This window comes from Aequorivita marina (assembly GCF_031631895.2).
Lineage (GTDB): Bacteria > Bacteroidota > Bacteroidia > Flavobacteriales > Flavobacteriaceae > Aequorivita > Aequorivita marina.
This window is the reverse complement of record NZ_JAVMBW020000003.1, coordinates 156,614-178,661: the sequence shown is the minus strand read 5'-3', so window position 1 is coordinate 178,661 and position 22,048 is coordinate 156,614. Positions and strand designations below refer to the sequence as shown.

The following is a 22,048-nucleotide window of genomic DNA, read 5'->3' as shown; positions in this document are numbered from 1 at the left end:
TGGGGCTTTAGAGATAGTATGTAGCTTAAGGGTTTGTAATTAAGAATTTTTGTTTTTTGGCCTATCGAAAATTTATCGTAAAATTTGAAGTGAAGGTCCCGTAAAATTTTAGGCTGTTTGAGCCAGCAAAGATAGTCATCAAAGCACTGGATTTAAAGGCGAGTTCCTAAAATTTAGGGGACGAACAAAAAATTTAGAGAAAATTTCGTAAGCCTAGCCCTGATGGCTATCGGGGTTTGGTTCGTTCCGATAGCTATCGGAATCATCAATGGAAAAAATGAACAGGTTAAATATTTAGGACAGGATTGTTTACAAAACTCAATTGAATACATTTTCCTGTTGATTTTAGCTTATTATTTGTATAAAATGCTTATATTTAACAAGTTAACGAAAAATATATATTATATGGAAGATTTAATCAAGAAAGGAAAGGCAGGCAAAACTAGCCGCTTTAACAGGAAACAAAAGGCAAACATAACGAATATGAGTCTGAGACTATATTCAAAATTGCTTGAAGATGAAAATGAACTTTTAACAGAAGCCGATATGATGCGGATTTTCTGTGTGTGTCGCGCAACCTTATACCGATGGCGACAAAAAAAACATCTTCCGCATTTAAAAATGGGTCGGAGTGTATTTTATTTAAAACGAGTTATCTGCAATATATTACTCACTAAATCTGGTTATTTTAATTCGGGTTAAGTTTTTATGCATTTGCAGCTAATACTTATTACTTCCCATTATATTATAACAATTACGTTAACCTCCCATTACGAGACCTGCGATTATCGAATTCACAGGTCTTTTTTGTTGTTTATGGTTGTTCTAGTTACTAATCACTAAGCACCACAGAGGCACAGAGGGCACAGAGGGTTGTTTGCAGTTTGACTACTGACTACTGACTACTGCCTACGGACTACTGACTACTGAAAAAAAGTCCCCCTAACCCCCTGAGGGGTAATGGTTTGTTGCTTACTAATTCTACTTGCTACTGAATACTGCCCACTTGGCCACTGACTACTGACTACTGCGTACTGACTCACTGACTACTGAAAAAAAGTCCCCCTTACCCCCCGAGGGGGAATGGTTTGTTGCTTACTAATTCTACTTGCTACTGAATACTGCCCACTTGGCCACTGATTACTGACTACTGCCTACTGACTACTGCCTACTGACTACTGAATTACTGAATTACTCCCCACTAATAACTAAAAACCCGCAATTTTAAAACTGCGGGTCTTCTTTTTTGGATTAATAAACACAAATCGTCATTTACACGGCTGTTACCTCTCCTAGGTATGAACTAGTTGCAACCTGTTTTTCTTCCGCATCCACAAAGGTAGCCCAAGCGTTAATAGCTTGCCCCGTCCAATATGGAGGTAAGGGTAAATTAACAACAGTTTCATCGCGCATACCTGCTGGGGTGAACAGCTGATACTCATGGAGGTCAGCTGCATAAAGCACCACCAGTAATTGGTCGTCTGCTTTTGCAAAGCCTTGCCCGGTATTGTCCACATAATCTAACTGCATTGTATTTGCAGCAGGCGCTGTTAAAACTGGAGACTGCAATCCGCTAAGGTCCCCTTTACTAATGAGCACCTTTTGATAGTCCATTACAAAGTCTGGACCTACTTCTAGCACAGCTTGACGAATGTGATAGGAAGTAGCTAGGTTAAATGGTGATTTATCACCTTGTTTCTTCCCAAAATACTTGTCTACAATAGGCTTCATTGGGTTTAAAAAACGGGCTACAAGGCTAAACCTTTCCCGTACCTTTCTTTGCTCCTCGGTAGGAGGGCGATCTTTAGTTTCTGGTAAACTACGCATAACGTATTTATCTCTCCATCGGACACCTACAACGCTGCCCACTTTTCCACGGAATCCTCCTAAGATTCCTTTTTGAAATGTTCCCATAATAATAAGGTTTAAAATGTTAATATTCAGTTGTTTGGTTAAATATAAATGCTATTTCCACGTGTGGCAAATACATGCAACCAACGGAAACCAACTGATACCAGGAACAACAAAAAGATAGGTGATTGCAACCTCCTGCAACAAGCCAGTGATTTTTCAGGGGTTTTCTTGCAGTTTCATAGCAGTTTCCTACCAGCTTAAATCCAATACTTTTTTTGGGGAGACATTTTTTCCGAACAAATCTGCAACAAGCCCCTACGCATCACAGACCCACCTACTGGACGGGCAGGGATTGGAGAAATCGAAATTGAAATTGAAATTGAAATCGATCCCAATCACATACTTTCACAATATCTCAAAAACAACGCGTTACTCTGCGAGAACCCCATGAAATCGAAACCGAAATTGAAATTGAAATTGAATTGGAATTAAAAATTGAATTGGAATTAAAAATTTGAAATCCTCAACCTAAACATAAACCAATAGCCCAAACCGTCCTGGTTCTTGACTCCTGGTTCTTGCTTCATAAATAATCACCACAGAGGCACAGAGGGCACAGAGAAGTGATTTGCAGTCTGCCCAAACTACCCTCTACTAACTCCCCACTCACCTCTCACCTCTCACCTCTCACCTCCACAATAATACTATTGATCTCAACGGCTTCTAATATTTTTATCTATTTTTGAGAAATACCCAATTCTTTTGAAAACACCTTTGGTTTCCATTATTATCCCCACCTACAACCGTCCGAGGAAATTTCAGCGATGTCTTCAATCGGTTTTGGGGCAAACCCATACCCATATTGAGGTTATAGTGATAGACGATGCCTCCAGCAATATTTTAGAATACACAAAAGATGCAAGGGTTCGGGTTATTCGCAATGCTAAAAACTTGGGGCCAGGTCCTTCCCGTAATGTGGGGCTATACCATGCTAAAGGCGAATTTATAGCCTTTTTAGATTCCGATGACTACTGGGATTCAGCCTTTTTAGAAGCTACTGTAGCGGTGCTTGTTCAAAACCCTGCTGCTGCCATGGCCTACGCCAATGGCTATGAGGTAGATGCAAACGGAGAAATACAGGGAGTTCGTAGAAATAAAATAAAACAGGTTGACGCTATTTTGCCCGAAATTCTAAGTGTGAACAGACATTGGGGAACAGGCGGTTGTCTGTGGCGTAAAAAAGACATTCAAAACATCCGATGGATTGCTTCTCGCACTTGGGAAGATTATGCCTTTGATATTGATGTGGCAATTGGAAACAATTCCATAGTCGGATTGGAGAAAAAATTAGTGTATTACGACATTTCAGGAAAAGACAAACTATCCGAAACCACTTCCGAAGATCTTATGGCACAAAAAATAATATCCCTCCAGCATATTTCCGATGCCTTGTATGCTCGCAAATGGCGGAGGAATGCCAAAACTAAAAAGGCAATGCATTATGTGTTGCTGATGAATTTCTTAGCGTGTTCTAATCGAGATAACAAACAATTAGTATCTAAAATTTTTATCCGTTGGAATGGTTTGTTGGGGAGGTGGATGTGGAAAGCGGTCTTACAGCTGCCCGAATCCCAACGGTTGAGATTCTTGGAGTTTTTATCCCAGATTTATAGAAAGCAGATTAGATCGGGATAAGATTTTTCTGAAGCTTTTTTGACTTCCAAAAAATCAAAGTATCTTAGATGTCATAATACTGTCAATATATCCTCAAAAATGGAAACACCATTAATCTCCATCATTATCCCCACCTACAACCGCGCCCATTTAATAGGGGAGACGTTGGATTCTGTTTTGGCACAAACCTACCAAAACTGGGAGTGTCTTGTGGTGGACGATGGCAGTACGGACAATACCGAAAAACTAATGGCGGAATACATAGCCAAAGATGCTCGATTTCAATTTCACCACAGACCCAAAGACCGATTACCAGGTGGCAATGCCGCTCGGAATTATGGGTTTGAGATGAGTAAGGGAGCGTATGTAAATTGGTTTGATAGTGATGATGTGATGCACCCGGAAAAACTCAAACTTCAAGTTGAGCTTTTGGTTCAATCCAAAAAGGTGTTCTGTGTATGCCAAACCCTAGTTTTTAATGAGAAGCTAGAAAATATAGTAGGTCTTAGAAAGAAACATATATTTTCAGACGATCCTTTAAATGATTTTATACGATCTAAAATAACGTGGCTAACTCAAGCGCCTATATTTTTAAAATCGTTTTTAAATAAAAACCAATTAAAATTTGATGAGAATCTATTGAAAGCTCAAGAATATGAATTCTTTATTAGGGTGTTAAACATTAGTTCCGACTATGCTTATACCAATAAGCCACTCGTGTATTTAAGAACTCATACCGATAGAATATCAAACGATAACTATGAGCCATTAAAGTCCTATTCTGCTTTCAAAGCCTCTTTTAACTCTTTGAGGTTAGTTCAAAACTTTGCCAGTGCTGAAGCTAAAGCTGATCTTATGAGAAGAATGGTTAAACAGATGTATATTTCGCTCCAAAATAATCAAGTCGATATGGCTAAAAAAATGAAAAATGAATTCTTAAAAATAAGCTCTTCCACAAAAAATACAGTACTTCTACAACTGGGATTCTTTATTTATCAGATTTCTGGAAATATGCGAGTTCTAAGCTTTTTAGCATCCAAGAAAAGGAAAACGTTTAAATCGTTTCTAGTACATAAAGTTTAATGAAAATGAAATAAAGCAATTAAAAATGACCCCATTAATCTCCATCATCATCCCCACCTACAACCGCGCTCACTTAATCGGTGAAACGCTGGATTCGGTGTTGGCACAAACCTACCAAAACTGGGAGTGTCTTGTGGTGGACGATGGCAGTACGGACAATACCGAAGAGCTGATGGCAGCATACATAGCTAAAGATGCTCGGTTTCAATTTCACCACAGACCCAAAGACAGATTGCCAGGTGGCAATGCCGCTCGGAATTATGGGTTTGAGATGAGTAAAGGGGAGTATGTGCAGTGGTTTGATAGTGATGATTTGATGCATCCAGAGAAATTGGCAATAAAAATAAAAACGATCTTGGACTATAAAGTTGATTTCGTAATTAGTCAGACTCAGTATTTTAATAGAGACAATTTTAAAGAATATCAGTATAATTATAAAGAGGAGGAAGTAAATTTTCTTTCTTATTCAACTACTCATATTAGTTGGTTTACTCCTGATCTTTTTCTAAAAAGAAACATAGCAGAAAAAGTTTCATTTAATGAGAATTTAAAGGCGGGTCAAGAATACAATTTTTCGTGTAAGCTGTTATTAGAAACAAATTCCTTGAAAAAAATAGATAAAGTGTTAACAATGTGTCGTTATCACGATAGTTCCATAGGCTTCGAAAGAAGAGAGAATAATTTTAATTATTTTAAATCAAGGCTTGAAATATATTGGGTTAATTATAAGGATGTTATAAAAATAACTCGTAGTAATCAATTCGAGAAATACACGCTATTAGTTTGCTTGTCTGCCTATTTTCAAAGTGGAAAACAAGGGAGGTTACCAAAAGGATTTAATGCCGCTATTGTAAAATCTTTTGGATGGAAAACAATATATTATTACGCAGCATTTTCTACCTACTTTTTATTAGGTAAATATTATTTTTTCTATTTAAAACTTAAGTCATAAAACTTATAAATAGTAATGATTTATTCAGTATATAAGCTTTAACCAATGAAAATTTATCAAGTTTTTGATTCTTATCCTTTATTCTATCAACCTTATATTCCTCCCGTAATTGATGCGCTTCAAAACCAAAAAGGGATGGATATTAATATCGTTGCTTTTAATGGCGTAAAAGGAGAGCGGGATAAGGCTGAGGTTCTTCCTCAATACAAAAAAAGGAAGGTTCTTTCAAAAATTCTTCAGTTTCAAAATAAGGAATATCGAAATTTAGATTATTTTGAGATTAAGGCGCTAAAGGAAAAAGTTGATATCATTCATATTCAACATTCATACCTATACTCAAAGGTTCACAACCTTTTAAGCATTCCAAAGCATAAACGTCCGAAGATAGTAATTACCCTTAGAGGCGGGGATACCTATATTAAGCCATGGGTTTTTGATAATTGGTCAGATTTCTATAAAAATTATGGTAATAAAGTGGATGCATTTGTTGTGATGAGTGAACATCAAAAGAAATATTTACATTCTAAATGGGGAGTAGAAACTGAGCGTATTCATGTTATTCCAATATCATTTGGAAATAATGAGCACGTGAATTCCAAGTATCCGAATACAGATAAAATGAGAATTATTTCGGCCTTTAGAATGTGTTGGGAGAAAAACATAGAAGGTAATCTACGCACGATAAAGTTATTAAAAGAGCAGGGTATTCCAGTTCAATACGATGTCTATGGCGATGGTCAAGATGCAGGTCAACTATATTACCTTATTGATAAATATAATTTGACTGATTGTGTTTTATATAATGGAAAGATTGAAAATAAAGAGTTAAAGTCGATATTACCTAAATATGACTTTTTTCTTCAATTAAGCCATTCAGAATCTTTAGGACTTTCTGTTGTTGAGGCTCAATCTTTCGGGGTGCCAGTAATAGTGTCAAATAGTGATGGTCTGCCAGAATCAATATTAGATGGGAAAACTGGATTTATCGTGAATCCGTATGACGTTGCGGCCGCTGCTAATTCTATGCTCAAATTATGGAAAGATCGAGAGCGATATAACTCCTTTTCCAAAGAGGCCATTAGATTTGTAAATTCAAAATTTACTATCTTAAATGAAGTGGAGAAACTGAAAAAACTATACTTAGATTTAACAAAAAGATAACCCCATGTGCGGCTTCCTAGGTGAATTTTCTTATAACAACAACTTATCCAAAACCGAAAGTTTTACGGAGCTCCTGTCCCTGTCTAAACATCGTGGCCCAGATTCCACCAATATTGTTTCAGGTAAAAACTATAGACTTGGGTTTAATCGTCTTGCACTTTTAGATTTAACACCGGCAGGCCAGCAACCTAGAAAAAGTCCAACGCAACGGTTTCATATGGTGTTTAACGGCGAGGTGTATAACTACAAGGCACTGATAATGGAGTACGAACTTAAAAACCTTAAATCTACTTCTGATACTGAGGTTGTTTTACACCTATTAGATGAAATTGGAGTGGTAAAAACACTAAGCGTACTTAATGGTATGTTTGCCATTGCTATAATTGATACCACAAAAAACGAACTATTTCTTACACGTGATTTCGCCGGAATAAAACCCTTGTTTTATGGTGTAAATGATTCCGGAGTTGTCTTTGCTTCCCAATTTGATCAGGTATTTAAACATGCTTGGTTTCAAAATGAGCTCAAGCTCCAACCAGAAGTTGTACAGGAGTATTTTGCCTTTGGGTATATGGCTGCTCCTAATAGTATTTATGAAAATATATTTCAAATAAAACCTGGCGAACTTGTAAAAATATGTGGCAAGGGGAAAACTATAAAAAAGAATATCGTTCAATTTTCAAAAGAAACAAGTCTAGATTCAAACTATGATATAGAAAATTTAAAGTTGACCCTAAAGAAGTCTGTTAAACTTCAACTTAACACAGAGCGGTCTCTCGCTTCTTTTTTAAGTGGTGGGGTAGATAGTTCTTTGGTGAGCAGTTATGCAAAAGAACAAAAAGACGATATTAAGGCATTTACCTTAAAAGTGAATGATAAAAAACACAATGAAAGTGAATATGCGGTAAGCTATGCCAAGCATTTGAATATAAATCACGAAATTGTAACGGTAGATAAAAAAGTATTGCTTTCAATAATTGAGGAACATTTTAAGGCTTTTAATGAACCTTTTGGAGATTATTCTAGTATCCCTACCTATTTGGTAACCAAAAAAGCCGCGCAAAACCATACAGCAATGCTTTCTGGCGATGGAGGTGACGAGCTGTTTTGGGGCTACCCACGAATGTACGATCTGCTAAGAAAATCAGAGTGGTTTAAGGTGCAGCCCTTTGTAAGAAAAAATTTAGTACGGATAACCAATAGGCTGAAGATTACAAATACCTATGCTCCATTTGCAAAAGACCTAGAGACATTCTGGAGAGATTGGCATATAAGATTACCAAGACAACTGCTAAGTTCAGCTTTTGATGTCGGCTTTTCCAAAGAAATTAATGCGCTTTACAGGATAGATAAAAACTATAACAAAAAGCAATTGCAGCATTTTTTGCGATGGAACGAGTTTTATGGCCATTTACAACGAATCTTGATTAAAGTTGATAGAACGAGCATGAAGAATAGTTTAGAGGTTCGTGTGCCGCTTTTAGATAAAAATGTAATTGAAGAATCTTGGAAGGTGTTTTTTTCTATTGGTGCCTTAGAAAACCTAAAAAAGCCATTAAAGGAACTACTCCAAGAAAAGATTCCGGATACTCTTTTAATGGAAGGAAAAAAGGGTTTTTCTGTACCTATTGAATTATGGTTTCGGAATCAATTAAGGTCAGATTTGGTAGATACGGTTCTAAATTCAGACTTATATGGCAAGGAGTATTTTGATCAAGACGTATTAAAAAAATATGTGTCAGAATTTTTAGAAGGAAAACACAACAACGGCTGGGGAGTTTGGCATATCTATGCCTGGCAGAAATGGGCTGATAAGTTTGTTTTGGAATAAGGAGGTTAAAAATCATCCCCTTCAACAACAGTTTTCAAACAAACAATTTTATTCATCCAATAACAAGAAATCAAAAGTTTGCATTTATAGGAATGTTGCGCAGAAATATATAGCGACTTGGAAAGTAAGAGCTCAAATAACATAAAATATATTTTCTGTATCAGCACCGGCAGATGCGGTACAGATTATTTATCCAAACTCTTGGCTACCTTGGAGGGGTGCAGCTCGTTTCATGAACAAAAACCCCGATTGCATAAGTGTGATATGCAAGAATATTTAAAAGGAAACAAAAAACCCATACAGCAGTTGATGGCTCAGAAGATGGAGAAAATAAAAACACATGCTGGCACTGTATATTCTGATACATCACATATTTTTATAAAAAGCTTTGGATGGGAAATCCCCAAACATATTCCGCAAGAAGAAATTGGCGTAATTATTTTGAAACGTGCTGTTGATGCTGTAGCAAAAAGCACACACAGAACCCAATCCGGGCCTTTTAATGCGTTGGGCAGAGATTGGATTATCTATCCAAACGGAAACAATAATATCAAACCACCGCTACGTGTTTTTGAATATGAAATATTGCGTGTTCTTCTAAAAGCTTGGTGGAAAATAAACAAGAATTCAGGAGTTAGAAAGTATCCCCCCTATTTTAAAAGACAATCTATAAAACTGATAAAATGGTATTATAAAGAAACCTATGCCTTAGGGGAGTTATATCAGAAAACATTTCCCGAAATCACGTATGTCGAAGTTTCTTTAGAAGAATTAAATACGGTTGAAGGTTTCGAGAAAATTGTTCAAGCATTCAATCTTCAAGAGTTTTATAGCAAGGAAAAAATAAAAACTATGATTGGAAAGCCAGTTAATCAAAAGAAAGTAATTGCCTAAAGTAGTATGTTTAGATATTTAGAAAAATGTGATTTTAGACAAAAGATATAAGAGCAATGAAGCTATCCATTATTATCCCAATATACAACGGTGCTCCCTTCTTGGATAAACTGATTCAAACCATCAGTGCTTTTACCATAACGGATTTTGAATGTGTTTTTATTGATAATAACTCTACAGACAATTCGGTAGCCCTACTCAATAAACTCCTCCAGTCAGCTCCCTTCGATTATTCAATACTCAAGGAAGAAAAACAAGGCGCAGGATTTGCCAGAAACACAGGAATTAAACATGCCAAAGGAAAGTATTTAGCGTTTTTAGATTGCGATGACATTATTCTGCCAGAGAAATTTGAATACGACTTCCATATTTTTAAGAACCACGATGTGGACTTTGTTTTTTGTCGTGCAAAACGTTTTTATCAAGATGGTCGTGTTTTAAAACATCCTACCACAGGGATAAAAGAAGGGATTAACTTACCGCCATCTTTGGGACTTGCGTGGCTTCGTAATTTTTTCGCTCTTCAAGGAACTGGGTCACTAATCGTTAAGAAAAGTGTCGTTGAAAAACTAAAAGGATTTCATACTGCAACAACAGGAGAAGATGCTTTTTTGTTTATACGAATGGGATTGCTGTATAAAGGATACTTTTATGACCAAACGTATTTTCATTATTTTAGACATCCAGATTCCACGATTTCAAAAGCTAATAAAAACGAAAATGGCGCATTGAGAAGATATTTTGAATTGAGGCAACATCTTTATAATGATGATATTGTGAAAGACAATCCAATAGCCATGCATATTCTAAAAGAGCAACTACAAACGGATATATTAAAGCTGCATCGATTGGGCGATAATATCAATACGTTGAAAACTGAAAAACTAAAACGTATAAAGCTTTCTGCTATTTTATTTAATCCGTTTAGTTTGTTTATAAACAGAAGAATACCGCATATTAAATACAATCCATTTTTTCAGCTGGATAGAAAGTTACTGAAACAACGAAGAGATAAAACATTAAAAAACCTAAGAGCGTAAAGATTATGAATGCACTTAAAATCATCCTCTTCGACGGTAGTTTTCAAACCACCTCTTTTATCAATAGGTTGGCAGCAGGATTGGCAGCGCGGCATGAGGTATATATTTTAGGGTTTAACGAAACGCTGTCTCAAAAAATTGAAGGCGTGCACTATGTTCCCTTAGGAAGCAACCAAAACAACATCCGTTTGGCGATGACTTCTTTTTTATATGCCTTGCAATCGGGTTCAGTAAAGAAAACAAGTACAACGATTAAACGTCTTTTTAAGGGTGAAAAACGAAACCTACAAGAAGCGAACTTGCGTTTTGTTTTAAATAAAATTTCACCCGATCTCATTCACCTTCAATGGCCATCAGTTATTCCTTGGTTTGAAGATGTGCTGGAAAAACAAGAAATTCCGGTGGTGCTCAGTCAACGTGGGTACCATAGTAATGTGCGTCCTTTTGTGCAACCAGAAAACTTCAACTACCTCCAAACATGGTTTCCTAAAATAGCGGGCTTTCATTCGGTATCGAAAGCCATCGCTGCCAATGGCGATAAAATCTATACCGCCACCAATAAAATAGACCATGTGGTATATACGGGCCTTAACCTGGAAGCATTTCCTTTTTCAGAAACATACCAACGCGATACGCCTTTGCAAATCCTCTCAGTAGGAAGAGCACATTGGAAAAAAGGCTACGACAATGCGTTGCGTGCTTGTGCCCTCCTTAAAGTACGAGGAATCGCATTTCAGTATCGCATTATCGGGGCAGCTGCGGAAGAAGAATTGCAGTTTTTAATCGCCGATTTAAACTTAGAAGATTGTGTTTTTTTAGACGACCGTCTTTCTCAAGAAGCAGTTTATCAGCAGATGCAAAAAGCATCACTGCTCTTGTTGCCCAGTGTGGAGGAAGGTCTGCCCAATGTGGTGGTAGAAGCCATGGCGCTGGGCCTGCCGGTGCTAGCATCGAACTGCGGGGGCGTGCCGGAAGTTATTGAGAATGGGGTTGAAGGGTGGCTGTTCCCGACCCGCGATGTGGAAGCGATGGCGGGAGGAGTGGTGGCGTTTGCTAAGTTGCCTATGAAAACAATTGAGGAAGTTCGATTAGCTGCACGTGCAAAAGTGGAAGTTCAAAACTGTGAAATGCAAATGGTTGTTGGGATGGAGGGGTTGTATTATGGGGTTCTGGAGAGGCTATAAACCCTCTGTCCGCAAGCGGACACCTCCCTTTTTAAAGTGGCTCCATGAACCCTCCGTCCGCAAGCGGACACCTCCCTTTTAAAAAGGGAGGAGTTTTTTTTAGTTTTGTTCAAAACCTAGATTCCATCCAGAAATATATTAAAATTCCCAAACCAGTTCCCCTCTTTTTTTCAAAGAGGGGTGTCAGCTACGCTGACGGGGAGTTCAGTCTCCCTATTTTTTTCAAAGGCCTGTACTGAGCGCAGTCGAAGTAGGGGTGTCAGCTATGCTGACGAGGAGTTTTTTGAACCCAACAAAAATTATAATTTAACTCCTAAAATTCTCCTTAATCTCCAAAAGTACCAAAGGTAACAAATCGAAAACCATTTTATTCTCAAATCGAATTACAGTAAATCCCAATTCATTTAAGCGAGCGGTTCTTGCCTCATCATAGGCTTGAGCCTCTGAATTAAAATGGTGCTGTCCGTCCAGCTCAATAATTAGTTTTTCAGAGGCACAGTAGAAGTCTACAATAAAATTTTCGATGCTATGTTGTCGGGTGAAGCGCTTTCCTTCAAACTGACGTGCTTTTAGTTGCGACCATAAAAATGCTTCCGCAGGAGTCATGCGCTCCCGAAGTTCTTTTCGATAAGCTTTTAGGTGTTTTAGGGTGTGGATTTGCTTCTTCATAACTGGCTGATTTTACGGAAAGTAAGTTAAACTTAATGAAATTTTGCGTGGTTTGCAAGAAACCCTCCTTCCGCAAGCGGACACCTCCCTTTTAAAAAGGGAGGAGTTTTTTTTAGTTTTGTTCAAAACCTAGATTCCATCCAGAAATATATTAAAACTCCCAAGCCAGCTCCCCTCTTTTTTTCAAAGAGGGGTGTCAGCTACGCTGACGGGGAGTTCAGTCTCCCTCTTTTTTTTCAAAAGCCTGTACTGAGCATTCAAAGAGGAGTGTCCGCCCCGGCGGACAGGGAGTTTTTTGAACCCTTCTCAAATCATCTTTTAGCTTATAAAATTTCTCTATATTTAACACCCTGAAGAAACAAGCTCTAACCTTGAAACGACGTTCATCTTGCTCAGACCTTAACGTATCTTCGATTGGGAGAATTTAAATTGGGTTTGCTTATTAACTTTAATGTAAGCTTATTGAAAAACGGAATCAGGAGAGTAATCAATTCTCAATAGATAATATAAGTAAAGAACAATATAGCTTTGCGCCTTCTCTAAGATCTCAGTGATTCCCTCATTTAAAAACATACTTTGCGATCTTCGCGCATTCTTTGAGAACTTTGTGGTTAACAATTCCTCCAGAGTTTTCTTTTTTTATTTTCCTTATTTTTACTGCCCACAACCCAACTAAATGAGAACCATTAAAACCCCCATTCTCCCCACCCATCAACAATTCGTCAACGTACACGCGCCTCACGAATTAGATAAAAAAGCCATCTGCATTTTTGCTGCTACTAGCTACTTTCTAGGTACAGACACCTATTGGAAAGACAAAAAAGTACTTCCGCCAGGCACAGTAAATACACTAGACAACGAAGGATATTGGGTAGAAAGCAAGCCCTGGTTTCAATGGCATTATAAGCCAAGAGATATTTCTTTTGATCAAGCAGTAGATGAGTTTACAGCCCTTTTCCATAGCATCTGTAAAGAACAAATAAGCAGCGGCACGGTATTATTACCATTATCAGGTGGACTAGACAGCCGTACGCAAGCGGTTGCCTATTCCAAACTTAAAAACCCAGTGGTTTCGTATAGTTATTCGTTTCACAACGGATACAAGGAAGGCGCAATATCAAAACAGATTGCACAAACCTTGGGCTATGAATATTATGATATGACCATCAAACCCGGATATTTATGGAGTAAAATTGATGAATTAGCGGAGCTTATTAGTTGTAATACAGAATTCACCCATCCACGGCAAATGGCGGTGATTGATGCGTTTCGTAAAATGAAGGGTACCTTTACTTTGGGCCATTGGGGCGATGTACTTTTCGATTCTCCTGCACCAGCAAACCTCACCGAAAATGAGGCCGAGGCATGGTTGTTAAATAAAATAGTGGTGAAAGGCGGGCAAGAACTTGCAGAAGCATTATGGAAAGAATGGGGGTTAGAAGGCGAGTTTATGCCGTATTTAAAACTGCGGATTAAAGAAATATGGAATAGCATTCCAATAGAAAACTGTACGGCCAAAGTCCGAGCTTATTTGAGTATGACTCGCGCTGGTAGATGGACAAACCTTGGTTTTGCAATATTTGAAGCTACAAATCCCGTCCAAGCTCCTTATTACGACAATAGAATGGCGGAGTTTATTTGTGGGATTCCGGAGGAGTTTCTAGCAGACCGACGAATTCAAATAGCATATCTTAAAAAACAGAGCCCTCAGGTGGCTAAAATTACTTGGCAAGCAGAAAAGCCGTACAATTTATATAGTTTTCATAATAATAAAGCACCTTACAACTTGCCCTATCGAATTATAAATAAGGCGAAGCGTGTAGTAAATGAAAAACTGGGAAAGCCGTATATTCAGCGCAACTGGGAGTTACAGTTTTTAGGAATGGAAAACGATGAGAAGTTGCAAGAACATCTTTTTGGAGAAAACCTACATCCGTTTCTGCCCAAGGAGGTTTTAGTTCGGTTTTATAATAATTTTAGAGCAAAGGATTTGGTAGCATATTCCCACCCCTTGAGTATGTTGCTTACTTTAGCGGTGTGGTGGAAGAGACGGGACGTGAGATGTGAGATGTGAGACGTGAGATTTGAGACGTGAGATGTGAGATTTGAGATGTGAGATGTGAGATTTGAGAGGGAAGGGTTCACGCGGAGTACGCTGAGGTTGACGCGGAGTACGCGGAGTTTTAGCCCTGCGCCCTCTGCGCTATACTCTGCGACCTCTGCGAGAAACTTTTACCCGCTGCGAGCGATTTTCGCACACTGTTAAGACCGCAAACTAAGAAATGAAAACAAATGACACCTAAAAAACTAATGTGTAAACCTATTTCAAATATTTAATGAAAGTCTCTGTAATACTTCCGATTTATAACGGTGAAAAAACCCTTGAGGAAACTATAAAAAGTCTAAAGGATCAAACCTATCAAGATTTCGAATTGGTTGCTTGTATAGATGGTACTGAGGATGGTTCAGAAGATATTTTGGAATTATATCGCGAGCATTTTCCAAGATTAACCATCTTAAAGAATGAAAAGAATCTTGGCCTAGGGCCAACAATGAATCGTTTGGTTGCTCATACGTCAGGAGAATATATTGCTGTTGCCGAGCAGGATGACTATTACTATCCCGACCGACTGCAATTGCAAGTCGCACTTTTAGATTCAGAAGAAGAGGTAGGATTAGTGTCAGGCATTGCAGAATTTTGGAATGGAGAAAAAGTAACTTCAAAATTTCCTGGGATTTTAGTTCATGGAGGGCAGTATCCACAAGGAAAGGAACTCTTCCTATTAAATTATATTAAACAGACGAAAATAGTGAATAGTTGTATGATGTTCAGGAAATCTGTGCATCAGAACTATGGACTTTACTTTTCTCAACATTATCCAAATATACCGATAGATTGGGCATATTTCTTGCGTTTTTCGTTAGATTCAAAAGTTCATGGATTAGGCGATGTTTTGGTGAGATTGGATAGAAGAGCTAATCGAAATTCACTAACCAAGAAAGTGACCATACACAATGAAGCAAAGATGGAGTTATTAAGATGTTTTTATTACGAATACCCAGAGATTATAAATAAAGATATTTATGAGAAAGCGCTTGTAATTCAGAGAGAACTGGAATTAAGTTCAAGATATGGAAGTACATTCTATTCTTCTCTTTTTCTTTATTTGATTCGTAATCCATTTCAGAGTATGCCATATATTTTACTAACAAAAAGAATCAATCAAAAATTAACTAAAATTAAGAGTGCTTATGAATAGTCTTAAGCAAAGGCTCAAGCAATATAAATATCAATTTGATTTTGCAAAAAGGATATTTATGGATAAAAAGTTTTACGAAACATATAAAATATCCAAAGATGAGGGAAGAAAGAAAGGATCGCGTACAGAAATCATTTCTTTTTTACTTGAAATGATAGATGGGGTTAATTATCTAGAGATAGGCGTTCGAAATCCAAATGATAATTTTAATAAAATTAAGAGTAAGAACAAATACTCGGTCGACCCTGGAGTTGAATTCAGGAATAATCCGGTAGATTTTAAAATTACATCTGATGAGTTTTTCAGGGAATTAAAGATTAACACACCTCATTTTCCATTTGATATAAAGTTTGATGTTATTTTTATAGATGGGCTACATTTGGCTGACCAAGTGGAAAGGGATATCTTTAATGCAATGGACTTTATATCGCAAAAAGGATTTGTTGTGGTTCACGATTGTAATCCTCCTACTGAATTTCATGCTCGGGAATCATTTGGTTTTAAAAACTCACCTGCTCGTGGTTTCTGGAATGGGACTACTTGGAAAGCTTTTTATAAAATTAGACATGAACAAAACTTACATTCTATTTGTTTTGATACGGATTGGGGGGTTGGTGTGATATCCAAGAATAAATATCCAGAATTTAATAATTTAGAATTTCCAATAAAAAACTCTTTTTATGAGTTCAATACTCATTTAGAAAACAAAGAACATTATATGAACCTTCAGGATTTTGATTCTTGGTCTATTAAAATGAAAAAAACTCTCTAGACCATCGCAAAGATAATTGGAACCTCTATGGGTATAAAAAGGTTAAGTGTTGAAATATGAATTAGGAATTATAAATTAAGTGCCAACATCTCAGAACTGATAACCAATAACTAAAAAAAATCAATGTGTGGATTCCTAGTAGAATATTCGCCAGATAACAATAAGGGATTAGATAAGCATGACTTTATAAGCCTGCTAAACAAATCTAAAAAACGCGGCCCTGATTCTCAAGGTTACTTTTCTAATGCTTCCAACTTACAACTTGGGTTCAATAGACTCGCTATCCTAGAACTTTCCGAAGCTGGGGAGCAACCTATGAAAAGCCATGATGCTCGGTTTGTTATTGTATTTAATGGTGAAATTTACAATCATCTAAAGTTGAGAAAAAGACTGAATTTTAAAAACTTTAACGGATTAAGCGATACGGAAACAATTACTGCCTGCTTGGTGGAATGGGGGGTTATTAAAACTGTTAAAGCGCTCAATGGTATGTTTTCGCTAGTGGTTTATGATTGCCTTGAAAAGGAAATTCATTTAATTAGAGACTTTGCGGGAATGAAACCATTGTTTTTTGGCTGGGATGGTAAAACCTTAGTGGCAGCCAGTCAATATGATCAGGTGTTTTTACATCCTGAATACCGAGGAAAATCTGTAAATCCGCAAGTGCTAAAATTGTATTTGGAACAGCATTATATGCCTTCGCCATTTGGCTTGTATAAAGACACCTTCCAAGTGGCACCGGGGGAAATAGTTTCTTTTAAAAAGAATGGAACGGTTAATAAAACTAGATATTGGGAGCTTCCAACTGCCGTAGCGTATTCTATTTCAAACAAGGAAGAAGCTGAATTGCTAGTGGAGGAAGCCTTGGCTAAATCGGTGGAAGGGCAGCTGCTTTCCGATGTTCCTCTAGGTGCATTTCTGTCTGGGGGAGTAGATTCTAGCTTGGTCACTTCCTTTATGAAAGAATATAAAGCAAAGCCTCATGTGTTTACTATCGGTTCTGATAGTAAAAAGCATGACGAATCTGATCGGGCAAGACAATTTGCCGAAGCTTTGAATGTGCAACAGGAAATCTGGAAGTTATCTGCCCAAGAAGTTTTAGGTTTTTGGGACGAAGCTATGGACGCCTTGCATGAACCTTTTGCCGATTTTAGTATCTTACCAACGTATTTAGTATCAAAATTAGCGAAGAAAAAAGTTGGCGTTGCCTTAAGTGGAGATGGGGGAGATGAATTGTTTTTTGGTTATGAACGATTTTGGAGTATCGGGAAAAACATTGGCTTTCAGCATTTTCCAAGTCTTTTAAAAAAAGCCATTTATGGTTTTGATAAATATACCTCAGGAAATAAACGGGTGAACAGTGTATTGTTAGCTCCCAGCCAAGGAATAGCGCAACAAGGATTACATTCTCGTTTTAGAAAGAACTTATTAGATGAAGTTGCACCGGGACTATCTAAAACCTCTTTACCGGAAGATTACAATGTTTATTCCTACGGAAACTCAAAAGATATTCGTCAGTTATTATACAACATTCGCCATGCCGAGTTTTATGGGATGATGCAAAAAACTTTGCGGAAGGTAGATTTGGCAAGTATGGAAAACAGCCTTGAAGTGCGAGTTCCTTTTCTGGATAAAAATGTAATTGAAGCCGCGTTGAAAATAGATCCACTTTTAAGTTATGGGGGTGGAAGGCAAAAGCAACTTTTAAAGAATGTGCTTTCTAAACGTATTCCTTCTGTTAAAGAAGAAGAGGAGAAAAAAGGATTTTCCATACCTTTAACCGGATGGTTGCGGCAAGATTTAAAAGAAGTAGTTGGTAATCAGCTATTGCAGTCTGATATGTCCGATTTCGGATTTGAAAAGAAAGCTGTTGAAAAATTATTGAATAATCATTTTGAAGGTAAAGCCGATTTAAAATGGCCTATTTTCACACTTTACGCCCTAACAAAATTTAGATGAAAAGGATAAGAGTTCTATTTACGATTCCCAATTTCGATACGGCTGGTAGTGGAAAGGCACTTCTAAACATCGCTAAAGGATTGGATTCTGAAGTTTTTGAAGCTCATATAATGTGTTTGCATAATAGGGGTGCATTTTTCAAAGAGGTAGAAAACTCTGGATTACCCGTACATATTTTAAATTATACTTCCAACTCTAGGCCTATTAGACGTATGTTTAAAGAATGCTGGAGGGTGTCTCGTAAATTTAAAGAAATAGCCCCTGATGTTATTCATAGCTACCACTATAGTTCAGATTATACTGAAGCCCTAGCTGCAAGAATGGCAGGTATTCCATGGGTGTTTACAAAGAAAAATATGAGCTGGGGCGGCGGCTCAAAAAATGCTTGGAAATTACGTTCATTTTTTGCAACTAAAATTGCCGTTCAAAATACAGACATGATAGATCAATTTTATCAAAGAAGTAATAAAACAGTATTGATTCCACGAGGTGTTGATGTATCTTATTTTAGCCCTACTGTAACTAATGAAGTGGATCTATTGCCTCAGTTTCCAAATGGTCAGCGCCTATTAATTTGCGTGGCAAACTTTGTTCCCGTTAAGGGAATAGAAATTCTAATTGAAGCATTTAATAGATTAAGTGAAAAACACCAAAATTGGAGTCTTTTACTCGTTGGCGATGACCAGAATGAGTATGGACAAGGTTTACACAAACTTGTATCTGATTTGGGCTTGAAAGAAAGAATCAAATTCAGTGGTAAATTATTGGATATAAGACCGCAACTAAATCGTGCTGAGGTTTTTGTACTTCCTACCAAAGAGAAAGGTGAAGGTTCACCAGTAGCTCTTTTAGAAGCAATGGCAAATGGAAAAGTTGTGATAGGGTCTAATATACCTGGCATCCGAGATCAATTGGCGAAATTCCCTGATTCTCTTTTTGACCCATCAGCAATTGACGAATTAAGTGACAAACTTACTTTCTACATGAGCAAGTCAAAAGATGAGTTAACAATATTGGGCAAGTCTTTTCACAATCATGTGAGTTTGGAATATCCAATAGAGAAAGAAATTGAAAGACATGAAAACCTATATAAAATAATTGTTCAAAAATGAAAATCGCTCTCGTCCTTTCGCAACCTCCTGGTTATTCCGAGACCTTCTTGCGCTCGAAGATTCGCGGACTCCAAAAGAATGGTATGGACGTGACTCTATATTGTCGTAGCACGAAAAATGGTTTTGATTTATGTCCGGTAGTTTTACAACCAAAAGTAAGTAAAAATCCAATCTTGCAACTGCTGTATTTTATAAAAACTTTTATAGGATTATTGCCGCATCATTCTGTAGTGAGGCGCTATTTAGCGCTGGAAAAAAAGGAAGGCGTTCGCGGTTTTTCATTAGTCAAGAATGTTTATTTAAATTCTCACTTCCTCAAAGCAAGGCCCGATTGGCTCCACTTTGGGTTTGCTACAATGGCGATTAGAAGTGAAACCGTTGCTCAGGCGATAGGAGCCAAAATGGGCGTGAGCTTTCGTGGGTTCGATATGGGCACTTATCCCATAAAAAATCCAGGGTGCTACAATGTGTTGTGGAAGTATGTAGATCAGGTACACACCAATTCCAACGACTTGTGGGCATCAGCAAAACGCTTTGGAATGCCCGACTCCATCCCTGTAAAGAAAATTACACCTGCAATTGATGTGGCATTGTTTCGTACAGAATTGCCAGATTTTGAACAACAAACACCAGTGGTTTTTATGACCACCGGGAGGCTACATTGGAAAAAAGGCTATGTGGAAATGATTGAGGCTTTGGCATTGTTAAAGGCAGAAGGGCTTCAGTTTGAATATAAAATTATAGGCGATGGACCAGACTATGAACGCATTGCTTTTGCTGCATACGATTTAGGTTTGCAAAAAGAGGTTTGTTTTTTGGGTAAAGTCCCGCATAAAGAAGTTCGAAAACACTTAAAAACAGCAACAATCTATTTGCAATACAGCATTCAAGAAGGATTTTGCAATGCTGTGTTGGAAGCCCAGGCAACGGGTAAGCTTTGTGTGGTAAGTAATGCCGAGGGATTGGCAGAAAACGTCTTACACGGATATTCGGGTTGGGTGGTGCCAAAGTATGCGCCAAAATTATTAGCGGCACAAATCAAGGAAGTATTGGCGCTTTCACCAGCGGAAAAAAGAAGGTTTGCTCAAAATGCGATAAATCGAGTGCGTGATGAGTTTACAATTGTTCAGCAGGAAGCGAAGTTTGTAGAATTTTTTGGAGCGGAAAGATAACCACAGAGTCACAGAGAGCACTGAGAAATTAACCTCTGTATCCTCTGCCCGTCGGGTAGGCGGGTTTATACCTCCGTGATAAGTATGGGATTTGGCATTAGAGTTTATGACAAAATAGGGAAAAAACTTAGCGTCTTGGTGCCTTTGTGTGCTATTTTTACCACAAAGCTGCTAAGAGTTATTGCGAAACATTAAGCTGTGTCCTCTGTGTTCTCTGTGCCCCTGTGGTGCATACAACGCATACAGTGCATAAACTTAATAATCGGAAATAAAGATATAGTATAATTGTAACCTAAAACTTAATACCATTCCGAGTCCAAAGTCCCCCTCGGGGGGATTAGGGGGACCATAACAACCGAAAAATGAAACTATTCTTCCCTAAATCCCATTACGACAAGTCCCATCGCGGTGCGGTGTTTCCCTTGCTAAAACCCTTTATTAAAGGCAAAGGATTTACAGACGCCGAGCGGATGGCGATGTATCACACGTCGGAAAATGACTTTCAGTTCTCAGAAACCTTAGAAGAAGCAGATCTGGCCGTGCTTACCATGTCGTGGAATTACTATGTAAAAACCAATCAAGTAGCATTAGCTGTTGATTTTGTTACCGAATGTAAATCAAAAAACAAAAAAGTGCTAATGTGGAATTCGGGCGATTTCGGAGTAAAAACACCTTCCTTTGACAATCTTATTATTTTTAGAGAAAGCGGTTATCATTCTAAATTCGCTAGTAATGAATTTACGCTGCCGAGTTTTATTAATGATCCATTAAAAAAATACTATCAAACGCAAACGCCATTTGCATTGCCTTATACATCAAAACCCTTACTTGGATTTTGTGGTCACGCTAGTTTGTCTAAGGTCAAGGCGGCAAAAGAATTGCTGTTGACTGTTGCACGGAATTTGAAATATTATCTTGGAAAGAGTAAAAACGAACCTCAAGCACTGATCGCTACCACTCATCTGCGAGCCTCTGTTTTAAAGAAATTGCAGCAGTCGGAATTGGTGGATACGCTATTTATTCTTCGTGACGAATATCGAGCAGGCGTGACTAAGAAAAAAGACACGCATGCGACTACGATGGAGTTTTATGACAATCTGAAAAATGCGTCTTATGTAGTCTGTGTTCGCGGCGCTGGAAATTTCTCCATTCGCTTTTATGAAACTTTGGCAATGGGCAGAATCCCCGTTTTTATAAATACCGATTGCGCCCTTCCTTTTGACGATAAACTAGACTGGAAAAAACACGTAGTTTGGGTGGAATATAACGAACGGCATAGGGTTGTAGAAAAAGTAGCAGATTTTCATAGTGGTTTATCTGAAAAGGATTTTATAGATTTACAACATGCCAATAGACAGTTGTGGGAAGAGCGATTGACGTTGGGAGGGTTTTTTGAAACCTTCATATATCATAATTATACCCGATAGATAA

18 protein-coding genes and 1 pseudogene are annotated in these 22,048 nt (G+C 37.8%); 17 read left to right on the top strand and 2 right to left on the bottom strand.

Translation table 11 applies throughout. The features are described from left to right. The first annotated feature begins 222 nt into the window (after positions 1 to 222). Positions 223 to 702 (top strand): helix-turn-helix transcriptional regulator, encoded by a 480-nt coding sequence (locus QPK98_RS06555; RefSeq protein ID WP_310992297.1) that lies wholly within the window; start codon positions 223 to 225, stop codon positions 700 to 702. A 570-nt stretch (positions 703 to 1,272) separates the two neighbouring features. On the opposite strand, the gene QPK98_RS06550 is transcribed toward QPK98_RS06555, so the two are convergent. Further along, entirely contained in the window at positions 1,273 to 1,914 is a 642-nt protein-coding gene (locus tag QPK98_RS06550; protein ID WP_310992296.1) for a DUF6266 family protein, read from the bottom strand. Positions 1,915 to 2,616: 702 nt separating this feature from the next. Between QPK98_RS06550 and QPK98_RS06545 the strand changes: the two genes are divergently transcribed. From QPK98_RS06545 to QPK98_RS06510, 8 genes are all read left to right on the top strand, one after another. After that, positions 2,617 to 3,549: a glycosyltransferase family 2 protein gene (locus tag QPK98_RS06545; RefSeq protein WP_310992295.1), complete on the top strand. Its 933-nt coding sequence runs from the start codon at positions 2,617 to 2,619 to the stop codon at positions 3,547 to 3,549. Between the two features lie 78 nt (positions 3,550 to 3,627). After that, a complete protein-coding gene (locus QPK98_RS06540; RefSeq protein ID WP_310992294.1) occupies positions 3,628 to 4,611 on the top strand; it encodes a glycosyltransferase family 2 protein in 984 nt (327 codons plus the stop codon). 25 nt (positions 4,612 to 4,636) lie between these two features. Continuing rightward, complete coding sequence (locus QPK98_RS06535; RefSeq protein ID WP_310992293.1) at positions 4,637 to 5,563, top strand: glycosyltransferase family 2 protein; 927 nt, start codon at positions 4,637 to 4,639, stop codon at positions 5,561 to 5,563. A gap of 45 nt (positions 5,564 to 5,608) precedes the next feature. Further along, positions 5,609 to 6,724 carry a glycosyltransferase family 4 protein gene (locus QPK98_RS06530; protein WP_310992292.1) on the top strand — a complete coding sequence of 372 codons (1,116 nt, stop codon included), beginning with the start codon at positions 5,609 to 5,611 and terminating at the stop codon, positions 6,722 to 6,724. A 4-nt stretch (positions 6,725 to 6,728) separates the two neighbouring features. After that, the gene (gene asnB / locus QPK98_RS06525) at positions 6,729 to 8,555 is read left to right on the top strand and encodes an asparagine synthase (glutamine-hydrolyzing) (RefSeq protein WP_310992291.1); all 1,827 of its coding nucleotides are present in this window, start codon (positions 6,729 to 6,731) and stop codon (positions 8,553 to 8,555) included. A gap of 264 nt (positions 8,556 to 8,819) precedes the next feature. Further along, positions 8,820 to 9,449: a hypothetical protein gene (locus tag QPK98_RS06520; RefSeq protein WP_310992290.1), complete on the top strand. Its 630-nt coding sequence runs from the start codon at positions 8,820 to 8,822 to the stop codon at positions 9,447 to 9,449. Between the two features lie 56 nt (positions 9,450 to 9,505). After that, complete coding sequence (locus tag QPK98_RS06515) at positions 9,506 to 10,489, top strand: glycosyltransferase family 2 protein (RefSeq protein ID WP_310992289.1); 984 nt, start codon at positions 9,506 to 9,508, stop codon at positions 10,487 to 10,489. A 5-nt stretch (positions 10,490 to 10,494) separates the two neighbouring features. Next, on the top strand, positions 10,495 to 11,673 hold the full coding sequence (locus QPK98_RS06510) for a glycosyltransferase (RefSeq protein WP_310992288.1): 1,179 nt from the start codon (positions 10,495 to 10,497) through the stop codon (positions 11,671 to 11,673). A 306-nt stretch (positions 11,674 to 11,979) separates the two neighbouring features. Here QPK98_RS06510 and QPK98_RS06505 read toward each other — a convergent pair whose 3' ends face one another. Next, the gene (locus QPK98_RS06505) at positions 11,980 to 12,342 is read right to left on the bottom strand and encodes an endonuclease domain-containing protein (protein ID WP_310992287.1); all 363 of its coding nucleotides are present in this window, start codon (positions 12,340 to 12,342) and stop codon (positions 11,980 to 11,982) included. 390 nt (positions 12,343 to 12,732) lie between these two features. Between QPK98_RS06505 and QPK98_RS06500 the strand changes: the two are divergent. From QPK98_RS06500 to QPK98_RS06465, 8 genes and pseudogenes are all read left to right on the top strand, one after another. Then, a pseudogene (locus QPK98_RS06500) lies at positions 12,733 to 12,843 on the top strand (GxxExxY protein); the annotation flags it as partial. A gap of 175 nt (positions 12,844 to 13,018) precedes the next feature. Continuing rightward, a complete protein-coding gene (locus QPK98_RS06495) occupies positions 13,019 to 14,416 on the top strand; it encodes an asparagine synthase-related protein (protein ID WP_310992286.1) in 1,398 nt (465 codons plus the stop codon). Positions 14,417 to 14,678: 262 nt separating this feature from the next. Continuing rightward, complete coding sequence (locus QPK98_RS06490; RefSeq protein WP_310992285.1) at positions 14,679 to 15,602, top strand: glycosyltransferase family 2 protein; 924 nt, start codon at positions 14,679 to 14,681, stop codon at positions 15,600 to 15,602. Beyond that, positions 15,595 to 16,374 (top strand): class I SAM-dependent methyltransferase, encoded by a 780-nt coding sequence (locus QPK98_RS06485; protein WP_310992284.1) that lies wholly within the window; start codon positions 15,595 to 15,597, stop codon positions 16,372 to 16,374. Before QPK98_RS06490 ends, QPK98_RS06485 begins: the two co-directional genes overlap by 8 nt. 123 nt (positions 16,375 to 16,497) lie before the next feature. Then, a complete protein-coding gene (gene asnB, locus QPK98_RS06480) occupies positions 16,498 to 18,333 on the top strand; it encodes an asparagine synthase (glutamine-hydrolyzing) (RefSeq protein WP_310992282.1) in 1,836 nt (611 codons plus the stop codon). Further along, positions 18,330 to 19,445, top strand: coding sequence for a glycosyltransferase (locus QPK98_RS06475; protein ID WP_310992281.1), 1,116 nt, complete (start codon positions 18,330 to 18,332; stop codon positions 19,443 to 19,445). Before asnB (QPK98_RS06480) ends, QPK98_RS06475 begins: the two co-directional genes overlap by 4 nt. Then, complete coding sequence (locus QPK98_RS06470) at positions 19,442 to 20,617, top strand: glycosyltransferase family 4 protein (protein WP_310992280.1); 1,176 nt, start codon at positions 19,442 to 19,444, stop codon at positions 20,615 to 20,617. Before QPK98_RS06475 ends, QPK98_RS06470 begins: the two co-directional genes overlap by 4 nt. 362 nt (positions 20,618 to 20,979) lie before the next feature. After that, positions 20,980 to 22,044 (top strand): exostosin domain-containing protein, encoded by a 1,065-nt coding sequence (locus tag QPK98_RS06465; protein ID WP_310992278.1) that lies wholly within the window; start codon positions 20,980 to 20,982, stop codon positions 22,042 to 22,044. Positions 22,045 to 22,048: the final 4 nt, after the last annotated feature.

What these genes read in the sequence shown, in the direction of transcription:
- QPK98_RS06555 (WP_310992297.1), top strand. Translation starts at nt 223, where the DNA reads ATGGCTATCGGGGTTTGGTTCGTTCCGATAGCTATCGGAATCATCAAT.
- QPK98_RS06550 (WP_310992296.1), bottom strand. Translation starts at nt 1,914, where the DNA reads ATGGGAACATTTCAAAAAGGAATCTTAGGAGGATTCCGTGGAAAAGTG.
- QPK98_RS06540 (WP_310992294.1), top strand. Translation starts at nt 3,628, where the DNA reads ATGGAAACACCATTAATCTCCATCATTATCCCCACCTACAACCGCGCC.
- QPK98_RS06535 (WP_310992293.1), top strand. Translation starts at nt 4,637, where the DNA reads ATGACCCCATTAATCTCCATCATCATCCCCACCTACAACCGCGCTCAC.
- QPK98_RS06530 (WP_310992292.1), top strand. Translation starts at nt 5,609, where the DNA reads ATGAAAATTTATCAAGTTTTTGATTCTTATCCTTTATTCTATCAACCT.
- asnB (WP_310992291.1), top strand. Translation starts at nt 6,729, where the DNA reads ATGTGCGGCTTCCTAGGTGAATTTTCTTATAACAACAACTTATCCAAA.
- QPK98_RS06520 (WP_310992290.1), top strand. Translation starts at nt 8,820, where the DNA reads ATGCAAGAATATTTAAAAGGAAACAAAAAACCCATACAGCAGTTGATG.
- QPK98_RS06515 (WP_310992289.1), top strand. Translation starts at nt 9,506, where the DNA reads ATGAAGCTATCCATTATTATCCCAATATACAACGGTGCTCCCTTCTTG.
- QPK98_RS06510 (WP_310992288.1), top strand. Translation starts at nt 10,495, where the DNA reads ATGAATGCACTTAAAATCATCCTCTTCGACGGTAGTTTTCAAACCACC.
- QPK98_RS06505 (WP_310992287.1), bottom strand. Translation starts at nt 12,342, where the DNA reads ATGAAGAAGCAAATCCACACCCTAAAACACCTAAAAGCTTATCGAAAA.
- QPK98_RS06495 (WP_310992286.1), top strand. Translation starts at nt 13,019, where the DNA reads ATGAGAACCATTAAAACCCCCATTCTCCCCACCCATCAACAATTCGTC.
- QPK98_RS06490 (WP_310992285.1), top strand. Translation starts at nt 14,679, where the DNA reads ATGAAAGTCTCTGTAATACTTCCGATTTATAACGGTGAAAAAACCCTT.
- QPK98_RS06485 (WP_310992284.1), top strand. Translation starts at nt 15,595, where the DNA reads ATGAATAGTCTTAAGCAAAGGCTCAAGCAATATAAATATCAATTTGAT.
- asnB (WP_310992282.1), top strand. Translation starts at nt 16,498, where the DNA reads ATGTGTGGATTCCTAGTAGAATATTCGCCAGATAACAATAAGGGATTA.
- QPK98_RS06475 (WP_310992281.1), top strand. Translation starts at nt 18,330, where the DNA reads ATGAAAAGGATAAGAGTTCTATTTACGATTCCCAATTTCGATACGGCT.
- QPK98_RS06470 (WP_310992280.1), top strand. Translation starts at nt 19,442, where the DNA reads ATGAAAATCGCTCTCGTCCTTTCGCAACCTCCTGGTTATTCCGAGACC.
- QPK98_RS06465 (WP_310992278.1), top strand. Translation starts at nt 20,980, where the DNA reads ATGAAACTATTCTTCCCTAAATCCCATTACGACAAGTCCCATCGCGGT.